This window comes from Micromonospora echinospora, assembly GCF_014203425.1.
Lineage (GTDB): Bacteria > Actinomycetota > Actinomycetes > Mycobacteriales > Micromonosporaceae > Micromonospora > Micromonospora echinospora_A.
The window spans coordinates 3,744,521-3,766,971 of the sequence record NZ_JACHJC010000001.1 but is presented as its reverse complement, the minus strand read 5'-3'; the positions used below and the strand labels follow the sequence as shown (position 1 = coordinate 3,766,971).

At 73.8% G+C, this 22,451-nt stretch carries 25 protein-coding genes and 1 pseudogene; 19 read left to right on the top strand and 7 right to left on the bottom strand.

Annotated features, from left to right (window positions below; all coding sequences use genetic code 11):
• Positions 1 to 16: 16 nt before the first annotated feature.
• Entirely contained in the window at positions 17 to 721 is a 705-nt protein-coding gene (locus tag FHU28_RS17490; RefSeq protein WP_184685524.1) for a CBS domain-containing protein, read from the top strand.
• A 45-nt stretch (positions 722 to 766) separates the two neighbouring features.
• Here FHU28_RS17490 and FHU28_RS17485 read toward each other — a convergent pair whose 3' ends face one another.
• The 3 genes from FHU28_RS17485 to FHU28_RS17475 are packed head-to-tail and all read right to left on the bottom strand — an operon-like array spanning position 767 to position 3,953.
• A complete protein-coding gene (locus tag FHU28_RS17485) occupies positions 767 to 2,104 on the bottom strand; it encodes an MGH1-like glycoside hydrolase domain-containing protein (protein ID WP_184685522.1) in 1,338 nt (445 codons plus the stop codon).
• Positions 2,101 to 2,919: a sugar phosphate isomerase/epimerase family protein gene (locus FHU28_RS17480; protein WP_184685520.1), complete on the bottom strand. Its 819-nt coding sequence runs from the start codon at positions 2,917 to 2,919 to the stop codon at positions 2,101 to 2,103. The genes FHU28_RS17485 and FHU28_RS17480 overlap by 4 nt, the downstream gene beginning before the upstream one ends.
• Positions 2,919 to 3,953 carry a zinc-binding dehydrogenase gene (locus FHU28_RS17475; protein WP_116510493.1) on the bottom strand — a complete coding sequence of 345 codons (1,035 nt, stop codon included), beginning with the start codon at positions 3,951 to 3,953 and terminating at the stop codon, positions 2,919 to 2,921. Before FHU28_RS17475 ends, FHU28_RS17480 begins: the two co-directional genes overlap by 1 nt.
• Before the next feature lie 121 nt (positions 3,954 to 4,074).
• Here FHU28_RS17475 and FHU28_RS17470 point away from each other — a divergent pair, with 121 nt between their 5' ends.
• From FHU28_RS17470 to FHU28_RS17450, 5 genes are read left to right on the top strand one after another with little or no spacing between them, the layout of a single operon-like run.
• On the top strand, positions 4,075 to 5,466 hold the full coding sequence (locus FHU28_RS17470; protein WP_116510491.1) for an ABC transporter substrate-binding protein: 1,392 nt from the start codon (positions 4,075 to 4,077) through the stop codon (positions 5,464 to 5,466).
• Positions 5,463 to 6,422 (top strand): carbohydrate ABC transporter permease, encoded by a 960-nt coding sequence (locus tag FHU28_RS17465; protein WP_116510489.1) that lies wholly within the window; start codon positions 5,463 to 5,465, stop codon positions 6,420 to 6,422. The genes FHU28_RS17470 and FHU28_RS17465 overlap by 4 nt, the downstream gene beginning before the upstream one ends.
• Positions 6,422 to 7,288: a carbohydrate ABC transporter permease gene (locus FHU28_RS17460; RefSeq protein ID WP_116510488.1), complete on the top strand. Its 867-nt coding sequence runs from the start codon at positions 6,422 to 6,424 to the stop codon at positions 7,286 to 7,288. The genes FHU28_RS17465 and FHU28_RS17460 overlap by 1 nt, the downstream gene beginning before the upstream one ends.
• A gap of 22 nt (positions 7,289 to 7,310) precedes the next feature.
• Positions 7,311 to 7,916 (top strand): phosphatase PAP2 family protein, encoded by a 606-nt coding sequence (locus tag FHU28_RS17455; RefSeq protein ID WP_184685518.1) that lies wholly within the window; start codon positions 7,311 to 7,313, stop codon positions 7,914 to 7,916.
• A gap of 32 nt (positions 7,917 to 7,948) precedes the next feature.
• On the top strand, positions 7,949 to 8,554 hold the full coding sequence (locus FHU28_RS17450) for a class I SAM-dependent methyltransferase (protein ID WP_184685516.1): 606 nt from the start codon (positions 7,949 to 7,951) through the stop codon (positions 8,552 to 8,554).
• Positions 8,555 to 8,597: 43 nt separating this feature from the next.
• Here the strand turns inward: FHU28_RS17450 and eccB are convergent, their stop codons facing one another.
• A complete protein-coding gene (gene eccB / locus FHU28_RS17445; RefSeq protein WP_184685514.1) occupies positions 8,598 to 9,980 on the bottom strand; it encodes a type VII secretion protein EccB in 1,383 nt (460 codons plus the stop codon).
• Between the two features lie 560 nt (positions 9,981 to 10,540).
• On the opposite strand from eccB, the gene trxA reads away from it, so the two are divergent.
• The 9 genes from trxA (at position 10,541) to FHU28_RS17400 (ending at position 17,695) form a co-directional block, all read left to right on the top strand.
• On the top strand, positions 10,541 to 10,894 hold the full coding sequence (gene trxA, locus FHU28_RS17440) for a thioredoxin (protein ID WP_073830044.1): 354 nt from the start codon (positions 10,541 to 10,543) through the stop codon (positions 10,892 to 10,894).
• A gap of 55 nt (positions 10,895 to 10,949) precedes the next feature.
• On the top strand, positions 10,950 to 11,219 hold the full coding sequence (locus FHU28_RS17435) for a metal-sensitive transcriptional regulator (RefSeq protein WP_013285930.1): 270 nt from the start codon (positions 10,950 to 10,952) through the stop codon (positions 11,217 to 11,219).
• 153 nt (positions 11,220 to 11,372) lie between these two features.
• Positions 11,373 to 12,770, top strand: coding sequence for an MBL fold metallo-hydrolase (locus FHU28_RS17430; RefSeq protein ID WP_184685512.1), 1,398 nt, complete (start codon positions 11,373 to 11,375; stop codon positions 12,768 to 12,770).
• 80 nt (positions 12,771 to 12,850) lie between these two features.
• Complete coding sequence (locus FHU28_RS17425; RefSeq protein WP_184685510.1) at positions 12,851 to 13,435, top strand: rhodanese-like domain-containing protein; 585 nt, start codon at positions 12,851 to 12,853, stop codon at positions 13,433 to 13,435.
• Positions 13,432 to 14,328: a sulfite exporter TauE/SafE family protein gene (locus FHU28_RS17420; RefSeq protein WP_184685508.1), complete on the top strand. Its 897-nt coding sequence runs from the start codon at positions 13,432 to 13,434 to the stop codon at positions 14,326 to 14,328. The genes FHU28_RS17425 and FHU28_RS17420 overlap by 4 nt, the downstream gene beginning before the upstream one ends.
• Complete coding sequence (locus FHU28_RS17415; protein WP_184685507.1) at positions 14,267 to 14,872, top strand: class I SAM-dependent methyltransferase; 606 nt, start codon at positions 14,267 to 14,269, stop codon at positions 14,870 to 14,872. The genes FHU28_RS17420 and FHU28_RS17415 overlap by 62 nt, the downstream gene beginning before the upstream one ends.
• 81 nt (positions 14,873 to 14,953) lie before the next feature.
• Positions 14,954 to 15,664 carry a polyamine aminopropyltransferase gene (locus FHU28_RS17410; RefSeq protein WP_184685505.1) on the top strand — a complete coding sequence of 237 codons (711 nt, stop codon included), beginning with the start codon at positions 14,954 to 14,956 and terminating at the stop codon, positions 15,662 to 15,664.
• A 71-nt stretch (positions 15,665 to 15,735) separates the two neighbouring features.
• Complete coding sequence (locus FHU28_RS17405; RefSeq protein ID WP_043324665.1) at positions 15,736 to 15,915, top strand: hypothetical protein; 180 nt, start codon at positions 15,736 to 15,738, stop codon at positions 15,913 to 15,915.
• A 100-nt stretch (positions 15,916 to 16,015) separates the two neighbouring features.
• Positions 16,016 to 17,695: a long-chain-fatty-acid--CoA ligase gene (locus FHU28_RS17400; RefSeq protein WP_184685504.1), complete on the top strand. Its 1,680-nt coding sequence runs from the start codon at positions 16,016 to 16,018 to the stop codon at positions 17,693 to 17,695.
• A gap of 10 nt (positions 17,696 to 17,705) precedes the next feature.
• Here FHU28_RS17400 and FHU28_RS17395 read toward each other — a convergent pair whose 3' ends face one another.
• A complete protein-coding gene (locus FHU28_RS17395; protein WP_184685502.1) occupies positions 17,706 to 18,227 on the bottom strand; it encodes a hypothetical protein in 522 nt (173 codons plus the stop codon).
• A 108-nt stretch (positions 18,228 to 18,335) separates the two neighbouring features.
• Between FHU28_RS17395 and FHU28_RS17390 the strand changes: the two genes are divergently transcribed.
• Together FHU28_RS17390 and FHU28_RS17385 are read left to right on the top strand one after the other, a co-directional pair.
• Positions 18,336 to 18,497 (top strand): hypothetical protein, encoded by a 162-nt coding sequence (locus tag FHU28_RS17390; RefSeq protein ID WP_161565977.1) that lies wholly within the window; start codon positions 18,336 to 18,338, stop codon positions 18,495 to 18,497.
• Positions 18,498 to 18,563: 66 nt separating this feature from the next.
• Entirely contained in the window at positions 18,564 to 19,655 is a 1,092-nt protein-coding gene (locus FHU28_RS17385) for a winged helix DNA-binding domain-containing protein (protein WP_184685500.1), read from the top strand.
• Positions 19,656 to 19,659: 4 nt separating this feature from the next.
• On the opposite strand, the gene FHU28_RS17380 is transcribed toward FHU28_RS17385, so the two are convergent.
• On the bottom strand, positions 19,660 to 20,424 hold the full coding sequence (locus FHU28_RS17380) for a class I SAM-dependent methyltransferase (RefSeq protein WP_184685498.1): 765 nt from the start codon (positions 20,422 to 20,424) through the stop codon (positions 19,660 to 19,662).
• Positions 20,425 to 20,462: 38 nt separating this feature from the next.
• On the opposite strand from FHU28_RS17380, the gene FHU28_RS17375 reads away from it, so the two are divergent.
• Entirely contained in the window at positions 20,463 to 21,017 is a 555-nt protein-coding gene (locus tag FHU28_RS17375; RefSeq protein WP_184685496.1) for a P-loop nucleotide/nucleoside kinase family protein, read from the top strand.
• Positions 21,014 to 21,559, top strand: a pseudogene (locus FHU28_RS17370) (maleylpyruvate isomerase N-terminal domain-containing protein); the annotation flags it as partial. The gene FHU28_RS17375 and the pseudogene FHU28_RS17370, both read left to right, overlap by 4 nt.
• Before the next feature lie 233 nt (positions 21,560 to 21,792).
• On the opposite strand, the gene FHU28_RS17365 reads toward FHU28_RS17370, so the two are convergent.
• The gene (locus FHU28_RS17365) at positions 21,793 to 22,431 is read right to left on the bottom strand and encodes a class I SAM-dependent DNA methyltransferase (RefSeq protein ID WP_184685494.1); all 639 of its coding nucleotides are present in this window, start codon (positions 22,429 to 22,431) and stop codon (positions 21,793 to 21,795) included.
• Positions 22,432 to 22,451: the final 20 nt, after the last annotated feature.

The following is a 22,451-nucleotide window of genomic DNA, read 5'->3' as shown; positions in this document are numbered from 1 at the left end:
CACAGGGAGGTTCGCCATGCGTACGTGGCAGGTGCAGGACGTGATGACCAGGGACGTGGCGTCGGTACGGGAGGGCACGGCGTACCGGGAGATCGTCGACGTGCTGGCCGACCGGCACGTCACGGCGGCGCCGGTGGTGGACGAGACCCGGCGGGTGCTCGGCGTGGTGTCCGAGGCGGACCTGATGTACAAGGTGGAGCTGCTGGGGCAGCCCCGGGAGCGGCGGATCCTGCCCGACCGGCACCGCCGGGAGGCGCGGGCGAAGGCGGGCGCGACGCTCGCCGCGGACCTGATGACCGCCCCGCCGGTCACCGTCACGCCGGACGCGACGATCGTGGAGGCGGCCCGGCTGATGGACGCGCGCGGCGTGAAGCGGCTGCCGGTGGTCGACGACCTCGGCCGTCTCGTCGGCATCGTCACCCGCGGCGACCTGCTCAAGGTGCACCTGCGCCCGGACGCCGGCATCCGGCGCGACGTGGTCGAGGAGGTGCTGTGGCGCAGCCTCGGCGTCCGCGACGGCGTGGTCGACGTGACCGTCCAGCGGGGCGTGGTGACGCTGACCGGGCAGGTGGAGCGCCGTTCCACGGCTCAGCTCGCGGTGCGGCTGGCCCGGCAGGTCAGCGGCGTGGTCGAGGTGGTCGACGCGCTCGGCTACGCGATCGACGACGCCCCGATGGCGGCCCTGCGCATCGGCGGCGGCGCCCCGGCCGGCCTCGTCTGACCCGGCACGGATCCGGCGGGCGCCGGTGTCCGGCGCCCACCGGTGTCACTCCTGGGCGAGCGCGTCCAGCACCAGCGCGGCGGTCCAGCTGAACGCCGGTGAGCCGAGCCCGACGCCGGTGTCCGGGTGGAAGTACTCGTGGCAGCCCGCCCGGTCGACCAGGTCGAGCAGGGACTCGCGCAGCCCGGCGGCCAGGTCGGCCCGGCGGTGGGTACGCAGGCCCTGCCAGAGCAGCCAGCCGGTGTTGATCCAGCTCGGGCCGCGCCAGTAGCGCAGCGGCTCGAAGTCCGGCGCGGTGCGGTCGTAGGTGGGCAGCGGCCGGTCCATCCGGGCGGCCAGCCCGAAGCGCGGCGAGCACGCCTCGGCCAGCACCGCGCTCACCTGCGCCGACGGCAGCTCGGGCAGCGCCAGCGGCATCAGCCCGAGCACGGTGCGGGCCGGCACGAGCCGGTCGGCGCGTACGTCGCGGGGGCGGAACGTGCCGGTGACCGGGTCCCAGAGGCGGCTGACGATCGCCTCGGTGATCCGGGCCCCCCGGTCGCGGTGCGGTCCCGGGTCGGCGCCGATCACGGTGGCGATGCGCGCGAGGGCGTACTCGGAGACGCCGAGCGCCGCGTTCACCAGGGGGCACTCCACCAGGAACGGGTGCCGTCCGAGCAGCGCTTCGTCCCGGTAGCGGCCGGCGCGGTACGACTCCACCAGCGCGACGTAGCGCGCGTAGTCCAGGTCGGTGGGGCGCTGCGCCGCGTCGGCGTGCGCGGTGTCGTGCCGGCGGTACGCGCGCATCACCGCCTCGTCGGCCGGCACCGCGGCCAGCGGCGCGTCCCAGGCGGGGCTGTTGTCCAGCCCGGACTCCCACGGGTGCACGATCGACGCCAGCCCGCCGCCGCCGGCGTCGCGTCGACCGGTCAGGTAGCGCTGCTGCGCGACCAGCCTCGGGTAGAGCCGCCGCAGCGCGGCCACCGACGCCTCGCCGGGTGCCCGGCGGTGCACCAGCCAGGCGGCCGGGGCGTGCACCGGCGGCTGGACGATCCCGGAGGTGGCCCGGGCCGGGGCGCCGTCGGCGCGCGCGGAGTCCCAGAACTGCGGCCCGGGGAAGTACGGCCCGGCACGCGAGGCCGGGTTGAACACGATGTGCGGCACCCGCCCGTCGACCCACTGCGCGGCGAACAGCGTGCGCAGCTCCCGCCAGGCCCGGTCGGGACGGACATGGGCCAGGCCGATCGCGATGAACGCCGAGTCCCAGCTCCACTGGTGCGGGTAGAGCGTGCGGGAGGGCACCGTATGGTCGTGTTCCCAGTTGGCGTCCAGGGTGGCCAGCGCGAGGCCGCGCAGCCGGGCGTGGCGGCCGGCGTCGGCGCGTACCCCGGTGGTCAGCGTCATGCGGCGGCCCGCCGGGGACGGGCCTGGGCCAGCGCGTCGGCGGCCTGGCGCAGCGCGGCGACCGGCTCGCCGCGCAGCCGGCACTCCAGCGCGAGCCAGCCGGAGTAGCCGATCGCGTCCAGTGTGGCCAGCAGCGCGGCCCAGTCCAGGTGCCCGGCGCCGGGCTGGTGCCGGTTGGAGTCGCTGACCTGCACGTGCCCGAGGTACGGCGCGGCGGCGCGCAGCGCGGCGTTCGGGTCGTCCTCCTCGATGTTCATGTGGTACGTGTCGGCGGCCACCCGCAGCGCCGGTGACCCGACCGCGCGGCACAGCTCGACGGCCTGGTCGAGCCGGTTGACCATGTGGTCCTCGTACCGGTTGAGCGGTTCCAGGAACACCGTGACCCCCTCGGCGCGGGCGTGCCCGGCCAGCTCGCCCAGGGCGTCGACGAGCACCCGCCGGTCGTCGTCGGCCGAGCGTGGCGGTTCGAACGGCGGCAGCCGGCGGGAGAACATGCCCCACGCGGCCGGCGTCATCGCGCCGACGCCGCCCAGCTCGGCGAGCACGGAGAGCTGGGAGCGCAGGTTGTCCACCGCGTCGCGGGAGCGGGCCGGGTCGAAGTCGCCGATGAAATGGTCCATCTCGACGCAGACGGTCGGCATGACCACACCGGCGGCGCGGGCGCGCCGCAGCTCCGGCAGCCGCCCGGCCAGCGCGTGGTCGCCCCGCCCGCGCAGCTCGATGCCCTGGTAGCCGAGGGAGACGGCGAGGGCGTACTTCCGGGTCAGGTCGGCGCCGGGGAGCAACTGCTCCTGGCAGGCTAGGGGAAATTCCATCAGAACCTCAGCACCACTTGGAGGACGTCACCGTCACCGCGGTCGAGCAACGCCAGGGCGTCGGCCACCGCGCCCGCGTCGACGACGTGGCTCACCAGCGGCAGCGGGTCGACGCTGCCCTCGGCCACCAGGTCCATGAACGTGTCCGCGATCCGGGTCCCGGACCACCGGCCGGCCGTGCCGGGTGCCGGGTCCGGCCCGGAGACCTGGGCGGCCACCAGCTGGATCCGGTTGTGGTGGAACTCCTCGCCGAGTTCCAGCCCGTGGGCGTACCCCTGGTAGAAGCCGGCGGCGACGACGCGGCCGGCGTGCGCGGTGGCCCGGATCGCCTCGTGCAGCGCCGGGTACGACCCGGACAGCTCCAGGCACACGTCGGCGCCCCGGCCGCCGGTGGCCGTGCGCAGCGCGGCGGCGGGCGACTCGGCGGCGTCGACGACCCGGCGGGCGCCGAGCCCGGTGGCGTGCGCGAGCCGCCCGGGCATCCGGTCGACGGCTACCACGCGGGCGCCGGAGAGCACCGCGAGCCGGGTGCCGAGCAGCCCGATCACGCCCTGCCCGAACACGCCCACCCAGTCGCCCAGGTGCAGGTCACCAGCGAGCACCGCGGTCAGCGCGATGGCGCCGGGTCGGGCGAAGACGGCGGCGAGCGGGTCGATGCCGGGCGGCAGCGGATGCGCCGCCGCGGCGGGCAGCACCGCTTCGGCGCGGTGCCCCCAGATGCCCCAGACGAGCTGGCCGGGCCGCCGGTCGGCGACGTCCGGAGCGGCCTCGACGATCTCGCCGACCTCCTCGTAGCCGAAACCCACCACCGGGTACGCGGGGCCGGCCTGCCGGGGCACGAACATGCGGCTGCCGGCGTCCCAGTCTTTCCGCAGGCGCGGGTTGCTGCCCCGGTAGAGGGTCAGTTCGGTGCCGGCGGAGATGCCCGAGTAGCGGGTGCGGACGCGGACCTGGCCCGGACCGAGCCGGTCCGCGGGGCAGGGCTCCAGGCGTACGTGCCGGGGCCCGGCCAGAGAGACAACCCAGTTGCTCATGGCGTCGCTCCGAAGAAAGTGCCGACCTCGATTCTAACCCAAAAAATGGGCATATGTGATTACATTGATGAATCGATGGGTATTAGCGGCAAGCCGTACTCTTTCGAGAGGAGTGCCACCGATGTCATCACCCTCAACGCGGCGGCTCGCACTAGGCCTGATCCTGGCACTGGCCGGGACCGGCGTGGCCGCATGCAGCGACGACGGGCAGAAATCCGACAGTTCCCGGATCACCGTCTGGAGCCTGGAAGACGTGGCGGACCGGGTCGCCGCCACCAAGGCGATCATCGCCGACTACACCGCGAAGACCGGCGTCAAGGTCAACCTCGTCACCGTCAACGAGGACCAGTTCCCGTCCCTGATCGCCTCCAGCGCCGCCGCCGGCGACCTGCCCGACGTGGTCGGCTCCGTCTCCCTGGCCGGGGTGCGCACGCTGTCCGCCAACGAACTGGTCGACGCCGACGCCAACGGCACGGTCGTCGACCGGCTCGGCAAAGACACGTTCACGCCCCGCGCGCTGGAACTCACCAGCGACGGCGGCAAGCAGCTCGCCGTACCCAGCGACGGGTGGGGCCAGCTGCTCGTCTACCGCAAGGACCTGTTCGCCGCCGCCGGCCTGCCCGTGCCCGACACGTACGAGAAGATCGCCGCCGCGGCGGCGAAGCTGAACACCGGCGGCGTCGCCGGCATCACCGCGGCCACCGCGCCCGGCGACGTGTTCACCCAGCAGACGTTCGAACACCTGGCGCTGGCGAACAACTGCCGGCTCACCGACGACGCCGGCAAGATCACCCTCGACTCCCCCGAGTGCGTCGAGGCGTTCCGCTTCTACGGCGACCTGATGCGGAACAACTCGGTCAAGGGCGCCCAGGACGTGGACACCACCCGCGCCACCTACTTCGCCGGCAAGGCAGCCATGCTGATCTGGTCGCCGTTCATCCTCGACGAGCTGGCCGGCCTGCGCGCCGACGCCCGCCCCACCTGCCCCCAGTGCCAGTCCGACGCGGCGTGGCTCGCGAAGAACAGCGGCTTCGTCACCGCGATCAAGGGCCCGAACGGCACCGAGCCGGCCCAGTACGGCGAGGTCAGCTCCTGGTCGGTGCTCGACGGCGCGGCCGACCCGGCGAAGTCGTTCGTGGAGTACATGCTCTCCGACGGCTACCCCCGCTGGTTCGGCATGTCCCCCGAGGGGCGCTTCCCGGTGCGCACCGGCACGCCGGAGGACAAGCAGAAGTTCCGCACCGCCTGGAACACCAGCCCCGCCGGGGTGGACACCAAGAAGCCGCTGTCCGAGGTCTACGGCGAGGACGTGCTCGCCACGCTGCGGCGCAGCCCCGACACGTTCCAGCGCTGGGGCCTGACCGAGAACCAGGGCAAGCTGGTCGGCGCGATCCTGGGTGAACTACCAGTGCCCAAGGCGCTCGCCGACGTCGTCGGTGGCAAGTCCGACGCCCGCGCCGCCGCCGAACGCGCCCGCAAGGACGTCGAGGCGATAGCCAAGGGCGTCAATTGACCACCACCGCGCCGGAGGCCGGCCGCTCCCCCGCACCGGAGCGACCCCGCCGACCCGGCCGCCGCCCGCTGACGCTGCGCCGCCGCGAGTCCCGCGCCGGGCTCGCGCTCGTCGCCCCGACCCTGCTCGTCGTGCTCGCGGTGATCGGCATACCCATCGTCTGGACGGTGGTGCTGGCCTTCCAGCGGGTACGCCTGGCGACACTGCGCAAGACCGGCCTGTTCGGCGAGCTGACGCTGGACAACATCGACCGGGTCCTGCACACCCCCGGATTCGCCGACACGCTCTGGACCACGGTGCTCTACAGCGTCGGCGGCACCGCCGGCTCGATTCTGGTCGGCCTGGTGGCGGCGCTGGCCGTCCGCGGGCCGTTCCGGGGCCGCACCCTGGTACGCGCGTCGATGCTGCTGCCGTACGTGGCGCCGGTGGTCGCCATGACGTTCGTCTGGCAGGTCATGCTCGACCCGCAGCTCGGCATCGTCAACGACTGGGGGAAGCGCTTCCTGGGCTGGGATCAGCCGGTGCCGTTCCTGTCCCAGGAGTCCACCGCGCTGTGGACGGTGATCGCGTTCGAGGCGTGGCGCTACTTCCCGTTCGCGTTCCTGTTCCTGCTCGCGCGGCTCCAAGCGGTGCCCGGCGAACTGGAGGAGGCCGCCCGGGTCGACGGGGCGACACCCACCCAGCGGTTCCGGCACATCATCCTGCCGCAGCTCATGCCGGTGATCGCGCTGATCGGCGTGCTGCGTTTCATCATGACGTTCAACAAGTTCGACGACGTCTACCTGCTCACCGGCGGCTCGGCCGGCACCGAGGTGGTGAGCGTCCGCGTCTACCAGTTCCTCACCGCCCGTACCGACATCGGCGCGGCCGCCGCCCAGGCGGTAGTGCTCGCCGTGGTGCTGCTCGTGTTCGTGGCGATCTACCTGCGCTTCTTCGGCGCGCGACGGGAGGCGTGATGGACCGGGACCGGATCGAGACGGTGAGCCTGCGCTGGCTGCGCCGGCTGGTGATCGCCGGCTTCCTGGTGGTCACGCTGCTGCCGTTCTGGTACATGCTGGTGCTCTCGGTGCGCCCGATCGAACGCCTGCTGCTCGAACCCGGCTCGCTCTGGGTGCCGTTCGGCGAGCTGACCGTCGCCACGTACGCCGAGGTCCTCAAGTCCGTCTCCGACGGTGGCCAGGGCTTCCTCACGTTCATCCGCAACAGCGGCCTGGTGGCGCTCGCCGCGACCGCGCTCACCCTGGTGATCGCCATTCCCGGCGCGTACGCGGTGTCCCGCCTGCGGTTCTTCGGCCGCCGGCAGGTCAGCGCGCTGTTCCTGGCGGTCTACCTGTTCCCGTCGATCGTCATCGCGATCCCGCTGTTCGTGGTCTTCAGCCGGGCCGGGCTGCGCGGGTCGCTGACCGGGCTCGTGCTCGTCTACATCTCGCAGACGCTGCCCGTCTCGGTCTACATGCTGAAGAACTACTTCGAGACCATCCCGGTCAGCCTGGAGGAGTCGGCGGCGATCGACGGCGCGGGCCGCCTGGGCATCATCCGCCGGGTCAGCCTGCCCCTCGCTGCGCCGTCGGTGATGGCAGTCGCGCTGTACGACTTCATGATCGCCTGGAACGAGTACCTGTTCGCGCTGCTGTTCCTGGTCGACCGGCCCGACCGGTGGACCGTGTCGCTGGGGCTGTCGCTGCTCGCCGACGGCGTCGAGGTGCCCAAGACCGTGCTGATGGCCGGCTCGGTCATCCTCACGCTGCCGATCGTGGTGCTCTTCTTCGCCGGTGAGCGGCTGTTGACCGAGGGACTCACCAGCGGAGCCGAGAAGGGCTGAGCGTCCGTGCCAGGATGATCGGGTGCGAGCATCACGGGAGGAGCAGCCGGCCGGCGCGCGGGCGGCCCGGCTACTCACCGAGGCGCTCGCCCCGACCGTCCTGGTCACGGCGCTGCCGCTGATCGCCGCCGCCCGGGTCAGCCGCTCGGCGGGCCAGTTCCTGCTCTGGGGCGGCATCGCGCTGACGTTCTGCGCCGTCATCCCGATCGGCGTGCTCGTGCACGGCGTACGCCGGGGGCGGCTCACCGACCGGCACGTCGGCGACCGCACCCAGCGGGCCCGGCCGCTGTCGATCGGGCTCGCCTCGGTCGCGGCCGGGTTGCTGCTACTGGCGGCGGTACGCGCGCCCGCCGAACTGTTCGCCGTCATCGTCGTGGTCTTCGTGGTCGGCGCGGCGTGCGCGCTGGTGAACCACTGGTGGAAGCTCAGCATCCACGCGGCGGTGGTCGCCGCCACCGTCGCCGTGCTGGTGCCGCTGGTCGGCCCGGTCGCACACCTCGGCTGGCCGCTCGTGGCGGCGGTCGGCTGGTCCCGGGTACGGCTGCGCGACCACACCTGGCCGCAGGTGCTGGCCGGCGTCGCGCTGGGCGGGCCGCTGGCCGCCGGCACGTTCCTGGCGCTCGCCTGACCCGGGCCCACAAGATCAGCTACGGTGGCCTCATGGGCAAGCCGACCCGCTGGGTGACCGACACGAAGCCCGGCCACTCCCAGTGGTACGTGGACCGCTTCCGCCAGCTCGCCGCCGAGGGCGCCGACCTGGCCGGTGAGGCGCGGCTGCTGGACGCGCTCGTACCGCCCGGCGGGCGCGTGCTGGACGCCGGCTGCGGCACCGGCCGGGTCGCCGCCGCGCTCGCCGCGCGGGGGCACGACGCCGTGGGCGTGGACGCCGACCCGACACTCGTCGAGGCGGCCCGTGCCGACCACCCCGGCCCCCGCTTCCTGGTCGCCGACCTGGCCGAGCTGGACCTGCCCGCACAGGGCGAGGCCGAACCGTTCGACGCCGCGGTGCTCGCCGGCAACGTGATGGTCTTCGTCGCCCCCGGCACCGAACGCGACGTGCTGGGCCGGGTCGCCGCGCACGTGCGCCCGGACGGCCTGGTCGTGGTCGGCTTCGGCACCGACCGCGGTTACCCGGTGGCCGACCTGGACGCCGACGCCGTCGCCGCCGGGCTGCGCCCCGAGCACCGCTTCGCCACCTGGGACCTGCGCCCATGGCGCGACGACGCCGACTTCGCGGTGACCGTGCTGCGCCGCCCCGCTGACTGACCCGCTGCTCTTCTCGCCCGGCCTGTGCCCGTGCTCCTGGCGGTCAGGCGGGTGCGGCCACAGCGCGGGCGGCCTCCGGGTCGAGCGGGCTGCCCGCAGGCAGCAGGTCCACCAGGCCCGCCGGTAGCCGCGCCGGGCGCACGCCCGCGTACCCGAGCATGCCGGCCACCTCCGCGCCGGCCAGCGCGTACCGCCGTCCCAGGTCGGTGACCACGCAGATCGCGCCGCCGGTCGCGCCCGGCGCGGACACCGCCTCCACGAGCGCGCCGCGTCCCGGCTCCACCACCACCTCGTCGGCGAGCCCGGCCCGGCCGCCGGGTGTCCGCGTGGCGGCGGCGAGGTCCGGCGCGGTGACGCCGACGCGGATCTCGCGTACCCCGGTGTCGTCACCGGCCCGCGCGCAGAACGCACCGCCCTCGGCGGCGGCCAGAGAGGGCGGTACGGCGGGCGGCGCAGCCGGGCCGCCGGGCACCAGACCGGGCAGCTTCGGCAGCGCGGCGAACCGACCGAGCGTGATCGGTTCCGGCTCCCCCTGGCCGGTGCGCGCCAGCAGCAGCGCCGCCTGCAACTCGGTGATGCCGGCCAGTCCGCCGCGCTGGGCCACCGCGTACTGCCGTCCGCCACCGGAGTTGCGCACCAGGTAGACGTCACCCACAGTCGCGCCGGTGACCCGCTCGGACGGCTCACCGAGGTCGCCGACCGGCGGCGGGGCCAGGTCGGCGCCGGCCGGCAGCGAGTTGAGCAGCGCCGCCGCGATCGGCACCGCCCGTTCCCGGGTGGCCGCCAGCGCGGCCAGCACCCGGTCGGTGTCGCGCAGCAGGTAGCGCCGGTCGTGCCACACCAGGTGCAGGCCGCCGTCCGGGTGGCGTGCCAGCAGGCCCTGGTCGCCGAGCGCCCGGCCGCCGGTGGCCTCCCGCCCGATCAGCAGCACCGACCGGGCCTCGCCGCGCCCGCTCTCGTCCCCCTCCATGGAGCAGAGCGTCCACGCGTCGCGGACCAGCCGGTTCGGCGCGGGCAGCGAGTCCGGCGCGTCGGCGATGCCCAGCGGCAGGCCGCGCGGCACCCCCTCGATGGCGCGGCGGGATACCAGCACCGTTCTGGGCTGCTCCGCCCCGATGATCAGCAGCGCGGAGGCGTAGTTGAGCACCGGGTGCAGCTTCTCGTCCCGGTAGACGAACCGCGCGCCCGACTCCTTCTCCACGATCACCGCGCCCGTCTCGCGCCACGAGTCACCGCCGCCGGTGAACAGGCCGTAGAGGGCGACCCCGCCGAGCGCGATCGCCGCGACCAGGACGCTGGCCAGACCGGCGCCGGCCAGGCGGCGGAACGGGGACTGCGGCGGGTCGGTCTCCCGCATGACGAGCGCGGCGACCGCCCGCTGGACGGTGAACTGGTACGAGTGCAGCTGGTCCTGCCGCGACGCCATCGGGTCCCTTCCCGCCGGGATGGTCGGCGCACAGGATAAGCGCTCCGTCGATGCCCCGGCGACCCTGCGTGTCCCTCACCGCCCCTCGGTTGTCGGCCCGTTCCGCCAGTACGCCGAAGTGGCCGCATCCCACCCACCCGAACCCGACCATCTCCCCGAACTGGGGTCGATCAAGCCACAGGGTGAGCGCCCACCCCGCTTCGCCCGAACACCGGCACGCCCGCGCCCGCGCCAGGCCGGGCGCAAGTACGCCGAGGTGGCCGCATCCCACCAGCCCGGACCCGACCACCTCCCCGAGGTGAAGTGGATCAAGACAGGGGCAGGTGTGGGCCACGCACCACACCCAAGCGAGACCCCCGAAGCGCCCGCCCCGCCAGCTCCCCGACGTGGCTGCATCACACCCACCTGAACCACCACACCACCTCCCCGAACTGGAGTCGATCAAGGCGGCCGGACCCGTCAAAGGTGAGATCAAGGCGCGCCGAACCAGGCACCCACCCGGAATGGATACCCCCGGGGGTGTGTTACACATGCCGGAACCCGAACCAACGGAGGTACTGATGGCCAGCGTGGCGTTGACCACCGCCGACTTCGCGGAGACCGTCAACCGGGACGGCATCGTCCTGGTCGACTTCTGGGCCGGCTGGTGCGGCCCCTGCCGGGCGTTCGCGCCGGTCTACGAGAAGGCCGCCGAGCAGCATCCGGACATCGTCTTCGGCAAGGTCGACACCGAGGCCGAGCCGGCCCTCGCGGCCGCGGCGCAGATCCGGTCGATCCCGACACTCATGGCGTTCCGGGACGGCGTGCTGGTGTTCGCCCAGCCGGGCGCTCTGCCGACGGCCGGGCTGGAGGAGCTGATCCGGGCCGTGCGTGACCTCGACATGAACGAGGTCCGGGCTCAGGCCGGCGTCTGATCGGGGTGGCAACAGGGGTACCCCCTGGGGTATCTTCGAGCACAGGAGGTGCGACGTGAATCTTCGACCCGAGATGACCGGCGAGGCGCTGACCCGGCTCAAGCGGGCCCGGGGGCAGCTCAACGCCGTCATCGAGATGATGGAGAACGGCGAGGACTGCCGCGCCGCGCTGACCCAGCTCGCCGCGGTCTCGAAGGCCATCGACCGGGCCGGCTTCAAGATCATCGCCTCCGGCATGCGCTACTGCGACGCCGCCCGCCAGGCCGGCGAGGAGCCGGAGATGACCGAGGAGGAGCTGGAGAAGCTCTTCCTGTCCCTCGCCTGACGGCGCCCCCCTGACGGCGCCCGCCTGACCAGCTGAATCCCACCCGCGCCGTGTGACCACGGCGCGGGTGGGTAAACCACTACCCGGAGAACCCGGGCCGCAGACCGTCCCACGCATACCCCCCGGGGTATATAAGGCAAAGAGAGGAACGACATGACTCTCGACGTGTCCGTCATCGCGACCTCCTCGCTCGGCGACCGCAGCTACCTGGCCTCCGACGGCCGCGTGGCGATCGTGGTCGACCCGCAGCGCGACATCGACCGCGTCCTGTACCTGGCCGGCGCCAAGGGCGTACGGATCACCCACGTGGTGGAGACGCACATCCACAACGACTACGTCTCCGGCGGCCTGGAGCTGGCCCGGATCACCGGCGCGCAGTACCTGGTGGCCGCCGCCGACACCGTCGAGTTCGACCGCACGCCGGTCTCCGACGGCGACACCGTGCCGGTCTCGGACACGATGCGGCTGCGGGTGCTCGGCACGCCGGGCCACACGTTCCACCACCTGTCGTACGTGCTCGACGAGCGCGACGGCGGCTGGACGCCGGCCGGCGTGTTCACCGGCGGGTCGCTGCTGTTCGGCACCACCGGCCGTACCGACCTGCTCGGCCAGCAGTACGCGCACGAACTGGCGCACCACCAGCACGCCTCGGCCCGCAAGCTCGCCGACCTGCTGCCCGACGGCGCGCAGGTGTGGCCCACGCACGGCTTCGGCAGCTTCTGCTCAGCCAGCCAGGCCGACGCCCCCGAGTCGACGATCGGCCGGGAGAAGGAGGCCAACCCGGTGCTGCGGCTGGCCGCCGACCGGTTCGTCACCGAGACGCTGGCCGGGCTGGACGCCTACCCGGCGTACTACGCCCACATGGGCGTGGCGAACGCGGCCGGGCCCGCCCCGGTCGACCTCACACCGGTGGCCCGCGCCGACGCCGACGAGCTGCGCCGTCGCATCGCCGCCGGCGAGTGGGTGGTCGACCTGCGCCACCGCAAGGCGTACGCGACCTCGCACCTGGCCGGCACCGTCAGCCTCGGCCTGGACGGGCCGATGTCGACGTGGCTCGGCTGGCTGATCGACTGGGGCGTGCCGGTGACGTTCCTGGCGCAGACCCCGGAGCAGGTCGCCGACGCCCAGCGGGAACTGGTCCGCATCGGCATCGACCGCCCGGCCGCGCAGGCCACCGGCGAACCCGAGCAGTGGGCCGGCGACCCGGCGCAGCTGCGCGAGATGCCCGTGGCCGACTTCCCGGCGCTTGCCGCCGCGCAGGCCGGGAAGACCCCGGCCGGACTGCCCGAGCCGCAGGTCGTCCTCGACGTGCGGATGACCAACGAGTGGAAGGCCGGGCACATCGACGGCGCAGTGCACGTGCCGCTGCCGGACGTGCCGAAGCGGCTCGCCGACATCCCCGCCGGGACGATCTGGGTGCACTGCGGCTCCGGCTACCGGGCCACCGCAGCCGCGTCCCTGCTCGCCAACGCCGGCCGCGACGTGGTGCTGATCGACGACGCGTACGCCCGGGCCGCGGAGGCCGGCGTACGGATGGCGCCCGCCGCCTGACCCTCTTCCCCGACGCCCGGCCGGCGTGCCGACACGCCGGCCGGCGATGGTGCCTGCCCGAAAACAGTCAAGGAGACAGCATGACCACGACCACCCCCACCACCATCGACGCGGCCACCCTGCGCGAGCTGATCGCCGCCGGCCGTCCGCCCCGGATGCTGGACGTGCGTACGCCCGGCGAGTTCGAGGCGGCGCACATCCCCGGCGCGTACAACGTGCCGCTGGACCTGCTCCGCGAGCACCGCGCCGAGCTGCGCAACCACCTGGGCGAGGACGTGGTGCTCGTCTGCCGCTCCGGCGCCCGGGCGAGCCAGGCCGGCCAGGCGCTCGGCGCCGTCGGCCTGCCCAACCTCAAGGTGCTCGACGGCGGCATGCTGGCCTGGCAGGCCACCGGCGCGCAGGTCAACCAGGGCCGGGCCCGCTGGGACCTGGAGCGCCAGGTGCGCCTCGTCGCCGGCGCGATCGTGCTCGCCGCCGTGCTCGGCTCGGTGCTCGTGCCCGGCCTGAAGTGGGTCGCCGCGTTCATCGGCGCGGGCCTCACGTTCGCCGCGCTCACCAACACCTGCGCCATGGGCATGCTGCTGAGCAAGCTGCCGTACAACCGTGGCGCGAGCTGCGACCTCGACACGATCGTGGGGCAGTTGCGCGACGGGGGCCGTAGGTGACCACCCTCGCGCTGACGCTGGCCGGCGCGGTGCTGATCGGCGTGACGCTGGGCCTGCTCGGCGGCGGCGGGTCGATCCTCGCGGTGCCGCTGCTGGTCTACGTCGCCGACCTGCCCGCGAAGGAGGCCATCGCCACCTCGCTGCTCGTCGTCGGCGTGACCAGCGCGGTGGGCGTGCTGCCGCACGCCTGGGCGAACCGGGTCCGCTGGCGTACCGGGCTCATCTTCGGCGTGGCCGGCATGACCGGCGCGTACGCGGGCGGCCGGCTGGCCGAGTTCGTCCCGGCCGGCGTCCTGCTCACCGGGTTCGCCCTGATGATGCTGGCCACCGCGGTCGCGATGCTCCGGGGCCGCCGGTCCGCCGAGGGCCGGCCGAAGCCGCACGAGCTGCCGATGCTGCGGGTGGTCGGGGACGGCGTGGTCGTCGGTCTGGTCACCGGCCTGGTCGGCGCGGGCGGCGGCTTCCTGGTCGTACCGGCTCTGGCCCTGCTGGGTGGGTTGCCGATGCCGGTGGCGGTCGGCACCTCGCTCGTCGTCATCGCGATGAAGTCGTTCGCCGGCCTGGCCGGCTACCTGTCCAGCGTGCAGATCCACTGGGGGCTGGCCGGCGCGGTGACGGTCGCCGCGGTCGTCGGCAGCCTGCTCGGTGGCCGGCTCGCCGGGCGGATCCCGGCCGATCTGCTGCGCCGCGGGTTCGGCTGGTTCGTCGTGGTGATGGGCGTGTTCGTGCTCGCACAGCAGCTGCCGCCGGTCTGGGGACTCGCCGTGGGAGCGGTTGCCGTGGCCGGTACGGTCACCATGGCGGTGTGGGGCCGCCGAGGAAGGGGACACAGTGGACAGCAGCGCCTGGGACGGCCGGTACGCCGACACGCCCGGACTGGTGTGGAGCGCTGAGCCCAACCGTTTCGTGGTCGAGTCGGTCACCGGGCTGACCCCCGGATCGGCGCTGGACATCGCTGCCGGCGAGGGACGCAACGCGGTCTGGCTGGCCGGTCAGGGCTGGCGGGTGAACGCGGTGGACTTCTCCACCGTGGCCGTCGAGCGGGGGCGGCAGATGGCCGCCGCGCGGGGCGTGACTGTCGACTGGCGGGTCGCGGACGTGACCGCGTACCGGCCGGTGCCGAACAGCTACGACCTGGTGCTGATCAGCTACCTGCACCTGCCCGCCGCCGACTTTGCCGGCGTGCTCGCCGCGGCGAAGTCGGCGCTGCGTCCCGGCGGCACGCTCGTGGTGGTCGGGCACGACCTGGCCAACCTCACCGGTGGCACCGGCGGCCCGCAGGACCCCGCCGTGCTGCTCACCCCCGAGGCGGTGGTCGACGGTCTGGCCGGGCTGCGGGTCCAGCGGGCCGAGACCACGCGCCGGCCGGTCCCGACGAGCGACGGCGCCGTCGACGCGCTGGACACGGTCGTGGTGGCCACCCGCCCCGCCGACTGAGCGCCGCGCGCCGGGGTTTCGCCGGGCCGGGCCGGGGCCGGCCGGTAGCATCCGGGGACGGATCGGCGGAGAGGACACCGGGTGGGCGCGCGTTTCGAGGAACTGGCCTGGCGGGAGACACCGATCGGCGAGATCAGCCTGCGGCGGCGGCGCGACCCGGCGCTTGGCTCCGAGGTGTACGAGGTGAAGCTCGACGACGAGTACCTCATGTCCAGCGCCTTCCCGGTGGCGGAGATCGAACTGGCCCGGCTCGGGCTGGCCCCGCTCACCGGCACGGAGCTGGACGTGGTGGTCGGCGGGCTGGGCCTCGGCTACACGGCGCGGACCGCGCTGGAGGATCCCCGGGTGCGCTCGCTGCTGGTGGTCGAGGCGATCGAGGACGTGATCGACTGGCACCGCCGGGACCTGCTGCCGTTCGCCGCCGGCCTGGCCGCTGATCCGCGTACCCGGTTCGTCCGGGCGGATTTCTTCGCCGCGGTCGCCGACGGCGGTTTCGACCCCGACGAGCCGGGCCGCCGCTTCCACGCCGTGCTGCTGGACGTGGACCACTCCCCCCGCCAGGTGCTGCACCCGAGCCACGCCGCGTTCTACACGGTCGACGGGCTGCGCCGTCTGGCCGCGCTGCTGCATCCGCAGGGGGTCTTCGCGCTCTGGTCGAACGACCCGCCGGACCCGGCGTTCCAGCGCACGCTCACCGAGGTGTTCCCGACCTCGGTGGCGCACGTCGTCCGGTTCCCGAACCCGTTGCAGGGCCGGGAGGCGGCGAACACCGTGTACGTGGCCCGGCACTGACCGGCCCGGCCGCGCATGGCCGCACGACCAGCGGGAAAGCGGACGCCGACCGTACGACGGGAGGCTGGGACATGCGCGCGTTGCTCTGGGTGGTCGGCGTGGTCGCCGGTGTGATCATCCTGCTCGGGCTGCTGCTGGAGGCGGTCCGCTGGCTCGTGATCATCGGCGTGATCGCGCTCGCCGCGGTCATCATCGTCGGCATCGTGAAGGGCCGGCGGGTGGTGCACCAGCATTCGACACGCCGGCACTGACCTGCGCAGGTGTGACCTACCCGGCAACCTACGTTAGCGTAGGTTACCGCCCGGTCACGTTAGGCTGGGGTCGTCATCCGCGCGACGAGGAGTAACGGCGATGGACGCGACCACCCAGCGACCCTGGACCCGTAGCTACGCGCCGGGGGTACCGGCCGAGATCGCCGAGCCGGACGGCTCGCTCGTCGACCTGCTCACCGAGGCGGCCGGACGGTTCGGCCCCCGCGTCGCGCTCGACTTCTACGGCGCCACCACCACGTTCACCGAGCTGGCCGAGCAGGTGGCCCGCGCCGCCGAGGCGCTGCGCCGGCTCGGCGTCGGCCCGGGCGACCGGGTGGCGCTGGTGCTGCCGAACTGCCCGCAGCACGTGGTCGCCTTCTACGCCGTGCTGCGCCTCGGCGCGGTCGTGGTCGAGCACAACCCGCTCTACACCGCCGACGAGCTGGACCGGCAGCTCACCGACCACGGCGCCACGGTCGCGATCGCGTGGGACAAGGTCGCGCCGCTGGTGGCGGGACGCGGCGCCGTGCGTACCGTGGTGGCGGTCGACCTGACCGCGGCGCTGCCGCGGCTCAAGCGCTGGGCGCTGCGGGCGCCGCTGCCGAAGGTCCGCGCCGCCCGCGCCGCGATGACCGCCCCCGCGCCCGGCGCCCTGGCCTGGTCGGACCTGGTCGCCGCTGCCGGGCCGCTGCCCGCCGGGCATCCCGCGCCGGAGGCCGGCGACGTCGCGTTGCTCCAGTACACCGGCGGCACCACCGGCGAGCCCAAGGGCGCGGTGCTCACCCACCGCAACCTGCGGGCCAACGCCGCGCAGGGCCGCGCCTGGGTGCCCGGCCTGCGCGACGGCGCGGAGACGGTGTACGCGGTGCTGCCGCTGTTCCACGCCTACGGGCTGACGCTCTGCCTGACCTTCGCGGTGAGCATCGGGGCCACGCTGGTGCTGTTCCCCCGCTTCGACGCCGACCAGGTGCTCGACGCGGTCCGCCGCCGCCCGCCGACGTTCCTGCCCGCGGTGCCGCCGGTCTACGCGAAGCTGGCCACCGTCGCCCGCGAGCGCGGCGTCGACCTCACCTCCATCCGGTACGCGCTGTCCGGCGCGATGTCGCTGCCACCGGCCACCGTGGAACTGTGGGAACAGGTGACCGGCGGCCTGCTGGTCGAGGGGTACGGGATGACCGAGACCTCCCCGATCACCGTCGGCAACCCGGTCGCGCCGACCCGGCGGCCCGGCACCGTCGGCGTGCCGTTCCCCTCCACCGACGTACGCATCGTCGACCCGGAGGACCCGTCCCGCGACCGCGCCCCGGGCGAGGCCGGTGAGCTGCTGGTCCGCGGCCCGCAGGTGTTCTCCGGCTACTGGCACCGGCCGGAGGAGACCGCGAAGGTGCTGCTGCCCGGTGGCTGGCTGCGCACCGGCGACATCGTCACCATGGACGCCGACGGCTTCGTCACTGTGGTCGACCGGATCAAGGAGCTGATCATCACCGGCGGCTTCAACGTCTACCCGTCCGAGGTGGAGGAGGCGCTGCGCCGCGTCCCCGGCGTACGCGAGGCCGCCGCCGTGGGGATGCCCACCGCAGACGGCGAGGAGGTCGTCGCGGCGGTGGTGGTCGACCCGGCGGTGGCCGGCGACCCGGAGGCGATCCGGACCTCGTGCCGCACCCGCCTGGCCGGTTACAAGGTGCCGCGCCGGGTCGTGATCGTCGACGAACTGCCGTACTCCCAGATCGGCAAGATCCTGCGCCGCGAGGTCCGCGAACGGCTGCTCGCCGCCCGCTGACCCGTCGTTCTCAGACGACCGGGTAACCCATGGCCTCGACATCGGCGCGGACCGCGGCGAGCGACGCCTCCGGGTTCACGGCCCGCACCAGCGCCTCCGTGAGCGGCCGGTGGGCGACCACCGCCGCGACCGCCTCCCGATCCAGCGCCACCTCGTGGTAGTCGCCGGCGAACTCCACGAACTCGTCCACGACGTCGTCGCAGAGAATCTCCAGCATCGGCGAGCCGTCCGGCCCGGTGTGGTCGTACGGCCCACGCAACGGCGGGAAGTCGATTCCCTGACCGGCGTGCCAGCGGTCGTCGCCCGTCAGCCGCCACAGGACAGCGGTGGCGACGAACCGTCCCTCGTCGCCGAACGCGGGCTCGTCCACCAGCCCGCGGAACTGCGCCGGCAGGCCGTCGAGCAGGCCCGGCCACAGTTCGACGTCGTCGTCGGCGTACGGCGACATGGACGACTCATGGTCGAAGACCCGGATGAAGGCGCCCTCCGGGGTGAAGACGACAGCCCACTCGTCCCCGCCGCCGTTGCTCATCAACGCCGCCTCGTCCGCTCCCCAGGCCGGGTCGTAGGCGTAGTACCGTCCATGGTGGATTCGCGGGGCAAGTCGGTCGGTCGTTACGTCATGCGTCTCGTCGGGGGTGTGGCCGTCATCTTCGGCCTGCTCGGCATCTTCGGCACGCTCGCCGAGGGCAATCTGTTCGGAATCGTGTTCAGCCTCGTTCTCATCGGCGGCGGGGTGTTCCTGCTCAAGCGCTCCGGCGGCGACCGGCGGACGGATTCAGTGCCGCGCGCCGCTCGCTGACGGCACCCGCCGCGCCGGGCCGCGCGCTGGCCCGGAGATGTCGGTGCCGCCGCCTACGCTGTGTCGGTGGTCGACAGGCGTCAGGTCATGGCCTTCCGCGTACGCGCTCAGCAACTCGACCGGGCGCAGGGCCCGCTCGCCGACACCGCGGTGCTCGACATCGGCGTGCAGGACACCGGCCCCGACGGCGGGCGCTGGGCGCTGGCCACGCGCGGGGTCGACGTGACCTCGCTGACCGGCGACGACGTGGTCATGCTCTGGACCGTACGCGGCGCCCCGCACCTCTACCGACGCGCCGACGTGGGAGCGGTGGCCGCCGCGGTCGAGCCGTTCTCCGACGCCGACGCGGGCAAGCGCATCTACGACGCGGCGAAGCCGTTGAAGGCGGCCGGCATCGGCATCCTCGCCGCGCTGGACGAGGTGGCCACGCGGATGCGGGAGATCGTCCGCGAGCCGACGGCCAAGGGCGAGGTCTCCGGGCGGCTCGCCGAGCTGATGCCCGAGCCCTACCTGCGGCATTGCCGTCCCTGCGACGCGACCCACCTCTACGAGATGCCGTTCCGGCTGGCCGCCGTACGCGCCGGGCTGGAGCTGCGGCTCGACACGTCACCGCCGGTGCTGGAACGCATCCGCGCCTTCCGTCCGGCAGCCACGCCCGGCGACCGGTTCGATCTCATCCGCGCCTACCTGCGGCTGCTCGGCCCGGCCACCCCGAAGCACGTCGCCGACTACCTCGACGCCCCGGTCAAGGAGGTCAAGGCCCGCTGGCCGCGCGACGCGGTCGAGGTGAGCGTCGACGGTGAGACGCGCTGGCTGCTCGCCGCCGACGAGGCGGCGCTGGCGTCGGCGGACGCCACGACGACCCGCCTGCTCGGCCCGTTCGACCTGTTCCTCCAGGCGAAGGACCGGGCGACGCTGGTGCCGGACGCGGCCCGCGCCAAGGAACTGTGGCCGGTGCTGGGCCGCCCCGGAGCGGTGCTCGCCGACGGTGAGCTGGCCGGCGCCTGGCGTCCCCGCAAGTCCGGCCGGACGTTCACCGTCGCTGTCCAGCCGTGGCGCAAGCTCACCGGCAGCACCCGCGACGCGGTGGTCGCGGAGGCCGAGCGCCTCGCCGCGTACCGGGGCGTGTCGCTGGCCGGTGTCGACTTCGCCGACTGACCGCCTACCGCGTCCGGCCGATCGCCGTCCAGGCCGAGGCCGGCACCTCCACCGGCCACCGGTCGCCGAGCAGCGACGCGCACCTGTCGCGCAACGCCGCGCGGCCCGCGACGTCGAGCCGCTGGACGTGGTCCCCGGCCGGGCCCACCCCGAGCGTGTACGGCTCCCACCACTGGTCGAAGCTCGCGAAACTCGCCCGGACGGTGAGCATGGACGACTGCACGTCCCGCAGACCGGCGGCGGCGAACAGGTCGGCGAGGTCGCCCTCCCGCGCCCCAGCGAGCCCCGACTCGTCGTACGCGTCCGGGTCGAGCGACCGGACCGCCTGCCAGAACACGGTCAGCGGCCCGCGCCCGCCGGCGTGGTCCCACACGCAGGCCGCCACCACGCCCCCGGGGCGGGTCACCCGGGCCATCTCCCGCAGGCCGGCCACCGGGTCCGTCATGAAGTGCACGACGAGCTGGGCGAGGGTGACGTCGAAGCCGCCGTCTGGGAACGGCAGCAGCTCGGCCGACGCCCGCCTGATCTCCACCTGCGGCAGGCGTACCCGGGCCGCCTCCACGAACGGCGCCGACGGGTCGACGGCCGACACCACCTCGGGGCCCAGCCGTGCCACCAGCTCCGCGGTCAACGCGCCGGTCCCGCACCCGACGTCAAGCGCCCGCTGCCCCGGCGTGACACCCGCGGCGTCGGCGAAGCGCACCGCCAACGCCTCGGCGAATCGGCCCATGGACCGGCCGTACGCGGAAGCGTCCACATCGAAGCTCACCGCATGAGGCTAGCAACGCCCGTGCCATGATCATGCCCATGATTGTCTGGCTCAACGGCGCTTTCGGCGTCGGCAAGACGACCACGGCACGGCTGCTCACGAGCGCGCTGCCGGACGCGCGGCTGTTCGACCCGGAGTTCCTCGGCTCGATGCTCACCGCGTTCGTCACCCCGCCGACCGGCGACTTCCAGGACCTGCCGCTGTGGCGTCACCTCGTCGTGCAGACCGTCACCGGCCTGGACCGACACCACGGGGGCGTCTGGATCGTGCCGATGAGCCTGCTCGATCCGGCGTACCGCGCGGAGATCCTCGGCGGCATCCGCGAGGCGGGCGCCGACGTCCGCGAGGTCGTGCTCACGCTCCCCGAGGACCGGTTGCGCGAGCGCATCGACGCCGATCAGGTCGAGGCCGGCGCGCGCGGCTGGCGGCACGACCACGCCGCCCGGGCGCTCGCCACGTTCGCGTCGGTGACCGACGCCCGTCTGATCGACGCCTCCGCCCCGCCCGAGCAGGTCGCCGACGCCGTCGCCGCGCACGTGCGCGCCGAAACTCGCTGTCCGGCTCCCGGGGACGGTGGTAGACAGCCGGAGTGACCGAACCCCTGACGTTTCCCGATCGGCTGCGGCTGATCGACGACCGGTCGGCCGCGTTCCGGGACGCGGTCGCCGCCGCGCCGGACCTCGACGCGCCGGTGCCCACCTGTCCCGGGTGGACGCTGTTCGACCTGGCCCGGCACATCGGCGAGGGACGCCGCTCCTGGGCGGCCACCGTCGCCGCCGGCCCCGAGGCGCCCGGGCGGGCCGCGCCCGGCGGTCCGGGCGCGCCCCGGAAGCGTACGGCGCTGCGGGACTGGCTGGCCGAGTCCACCGAGCAGTTGCTCGTCGCGCTGCGCGACGCCGGGCCCGATCGTGGCTGCTGGACGTGGTGGGACACGTCGCAGTCCCCGCAGACCTGTGGCGCCGTCGCCCGGCACCAGCTTCAGGAGATCGCGGTGCACACCTACGACGCCCAGCTCACAGTGGGCGCACCGCAGCCGTTGCCGGTCGAGGTGGCCCTCGACGGTGTGGAGGACTTCCTGTTCACCTGCTGCGCGACCACTGTGCCGTGGCCGTACGAGCCCGCCGTCCTCGACTACCACGTCACCGAGGGCGGATGGTGGCGCGTGCGGCTCTCCCCCGACGGCGTACAGGTCACCCGCCTGCCCGCCGGAGACGATGCGGGCCCGGCCGACACCGCCGCCCGTTCCACCGCCGGTGAACTGGCCTGGCCTTCTACGGCCGGATACCGCTGGACGCGCTCACCATCGAGGGCGACCGGCGCGTACTGGACCGGATCGCGGCGTGGGACCCGGACGCGTAGGACGGCACGTCACCGGTGGGCGAAGACGAATCCGCCCTCGACGTCCGGCGCGGGGCGATGCGTCATCTCGGCCTCGACGGTGAACCCGGCGTCGGTCAGCCAGGCCGCGACCCGCCCCGGTGGACGGCGGTGCGCGTGGACGCGCATCGGGTGCCCGCCGTACCCCTGTGTCTTGAGCCGGCTGCCGTCACCGGCGTGGAATCCGAGCAGCACGACGCCGCCGGGCCGCAGCACACGGTGGAATCCGGCGAGGACGGCGGGCACCTCGTCGTCCGGGACGTGGATCAGGGAGAACCAGGCGAGCAACCCGGTCAGGCACTCGTCGGTGAGGTCGAGACGGGTCATCGAGCCCACCTCGAAGCGCAGGCCCGGGTGGTCGCGCCGCGCCAGGTCGATCATCGCCGGTGACAGGTCGATGCCGAACGCGCTCAGGCCCAGATCGTGCAGATGCCGGGTGATCCGGCCCGGCCCGCAGCCGACGTCCGCGACCGGCCCGCTCCCCCGCGCCCGAACCAGCTCGGCGAAGAGCATGAGGATGCCGCGCTGGAACGGCTCGTTCGCCAGGGCGTCGCGCAGCAGGTCGGCGTAACTGGACGCCACTGTGTCGTAGGAGGTACGGGTGTCGTCCAGCCAGCCGGGTGCGCCCACACCGCGCACGATAGCCGCGA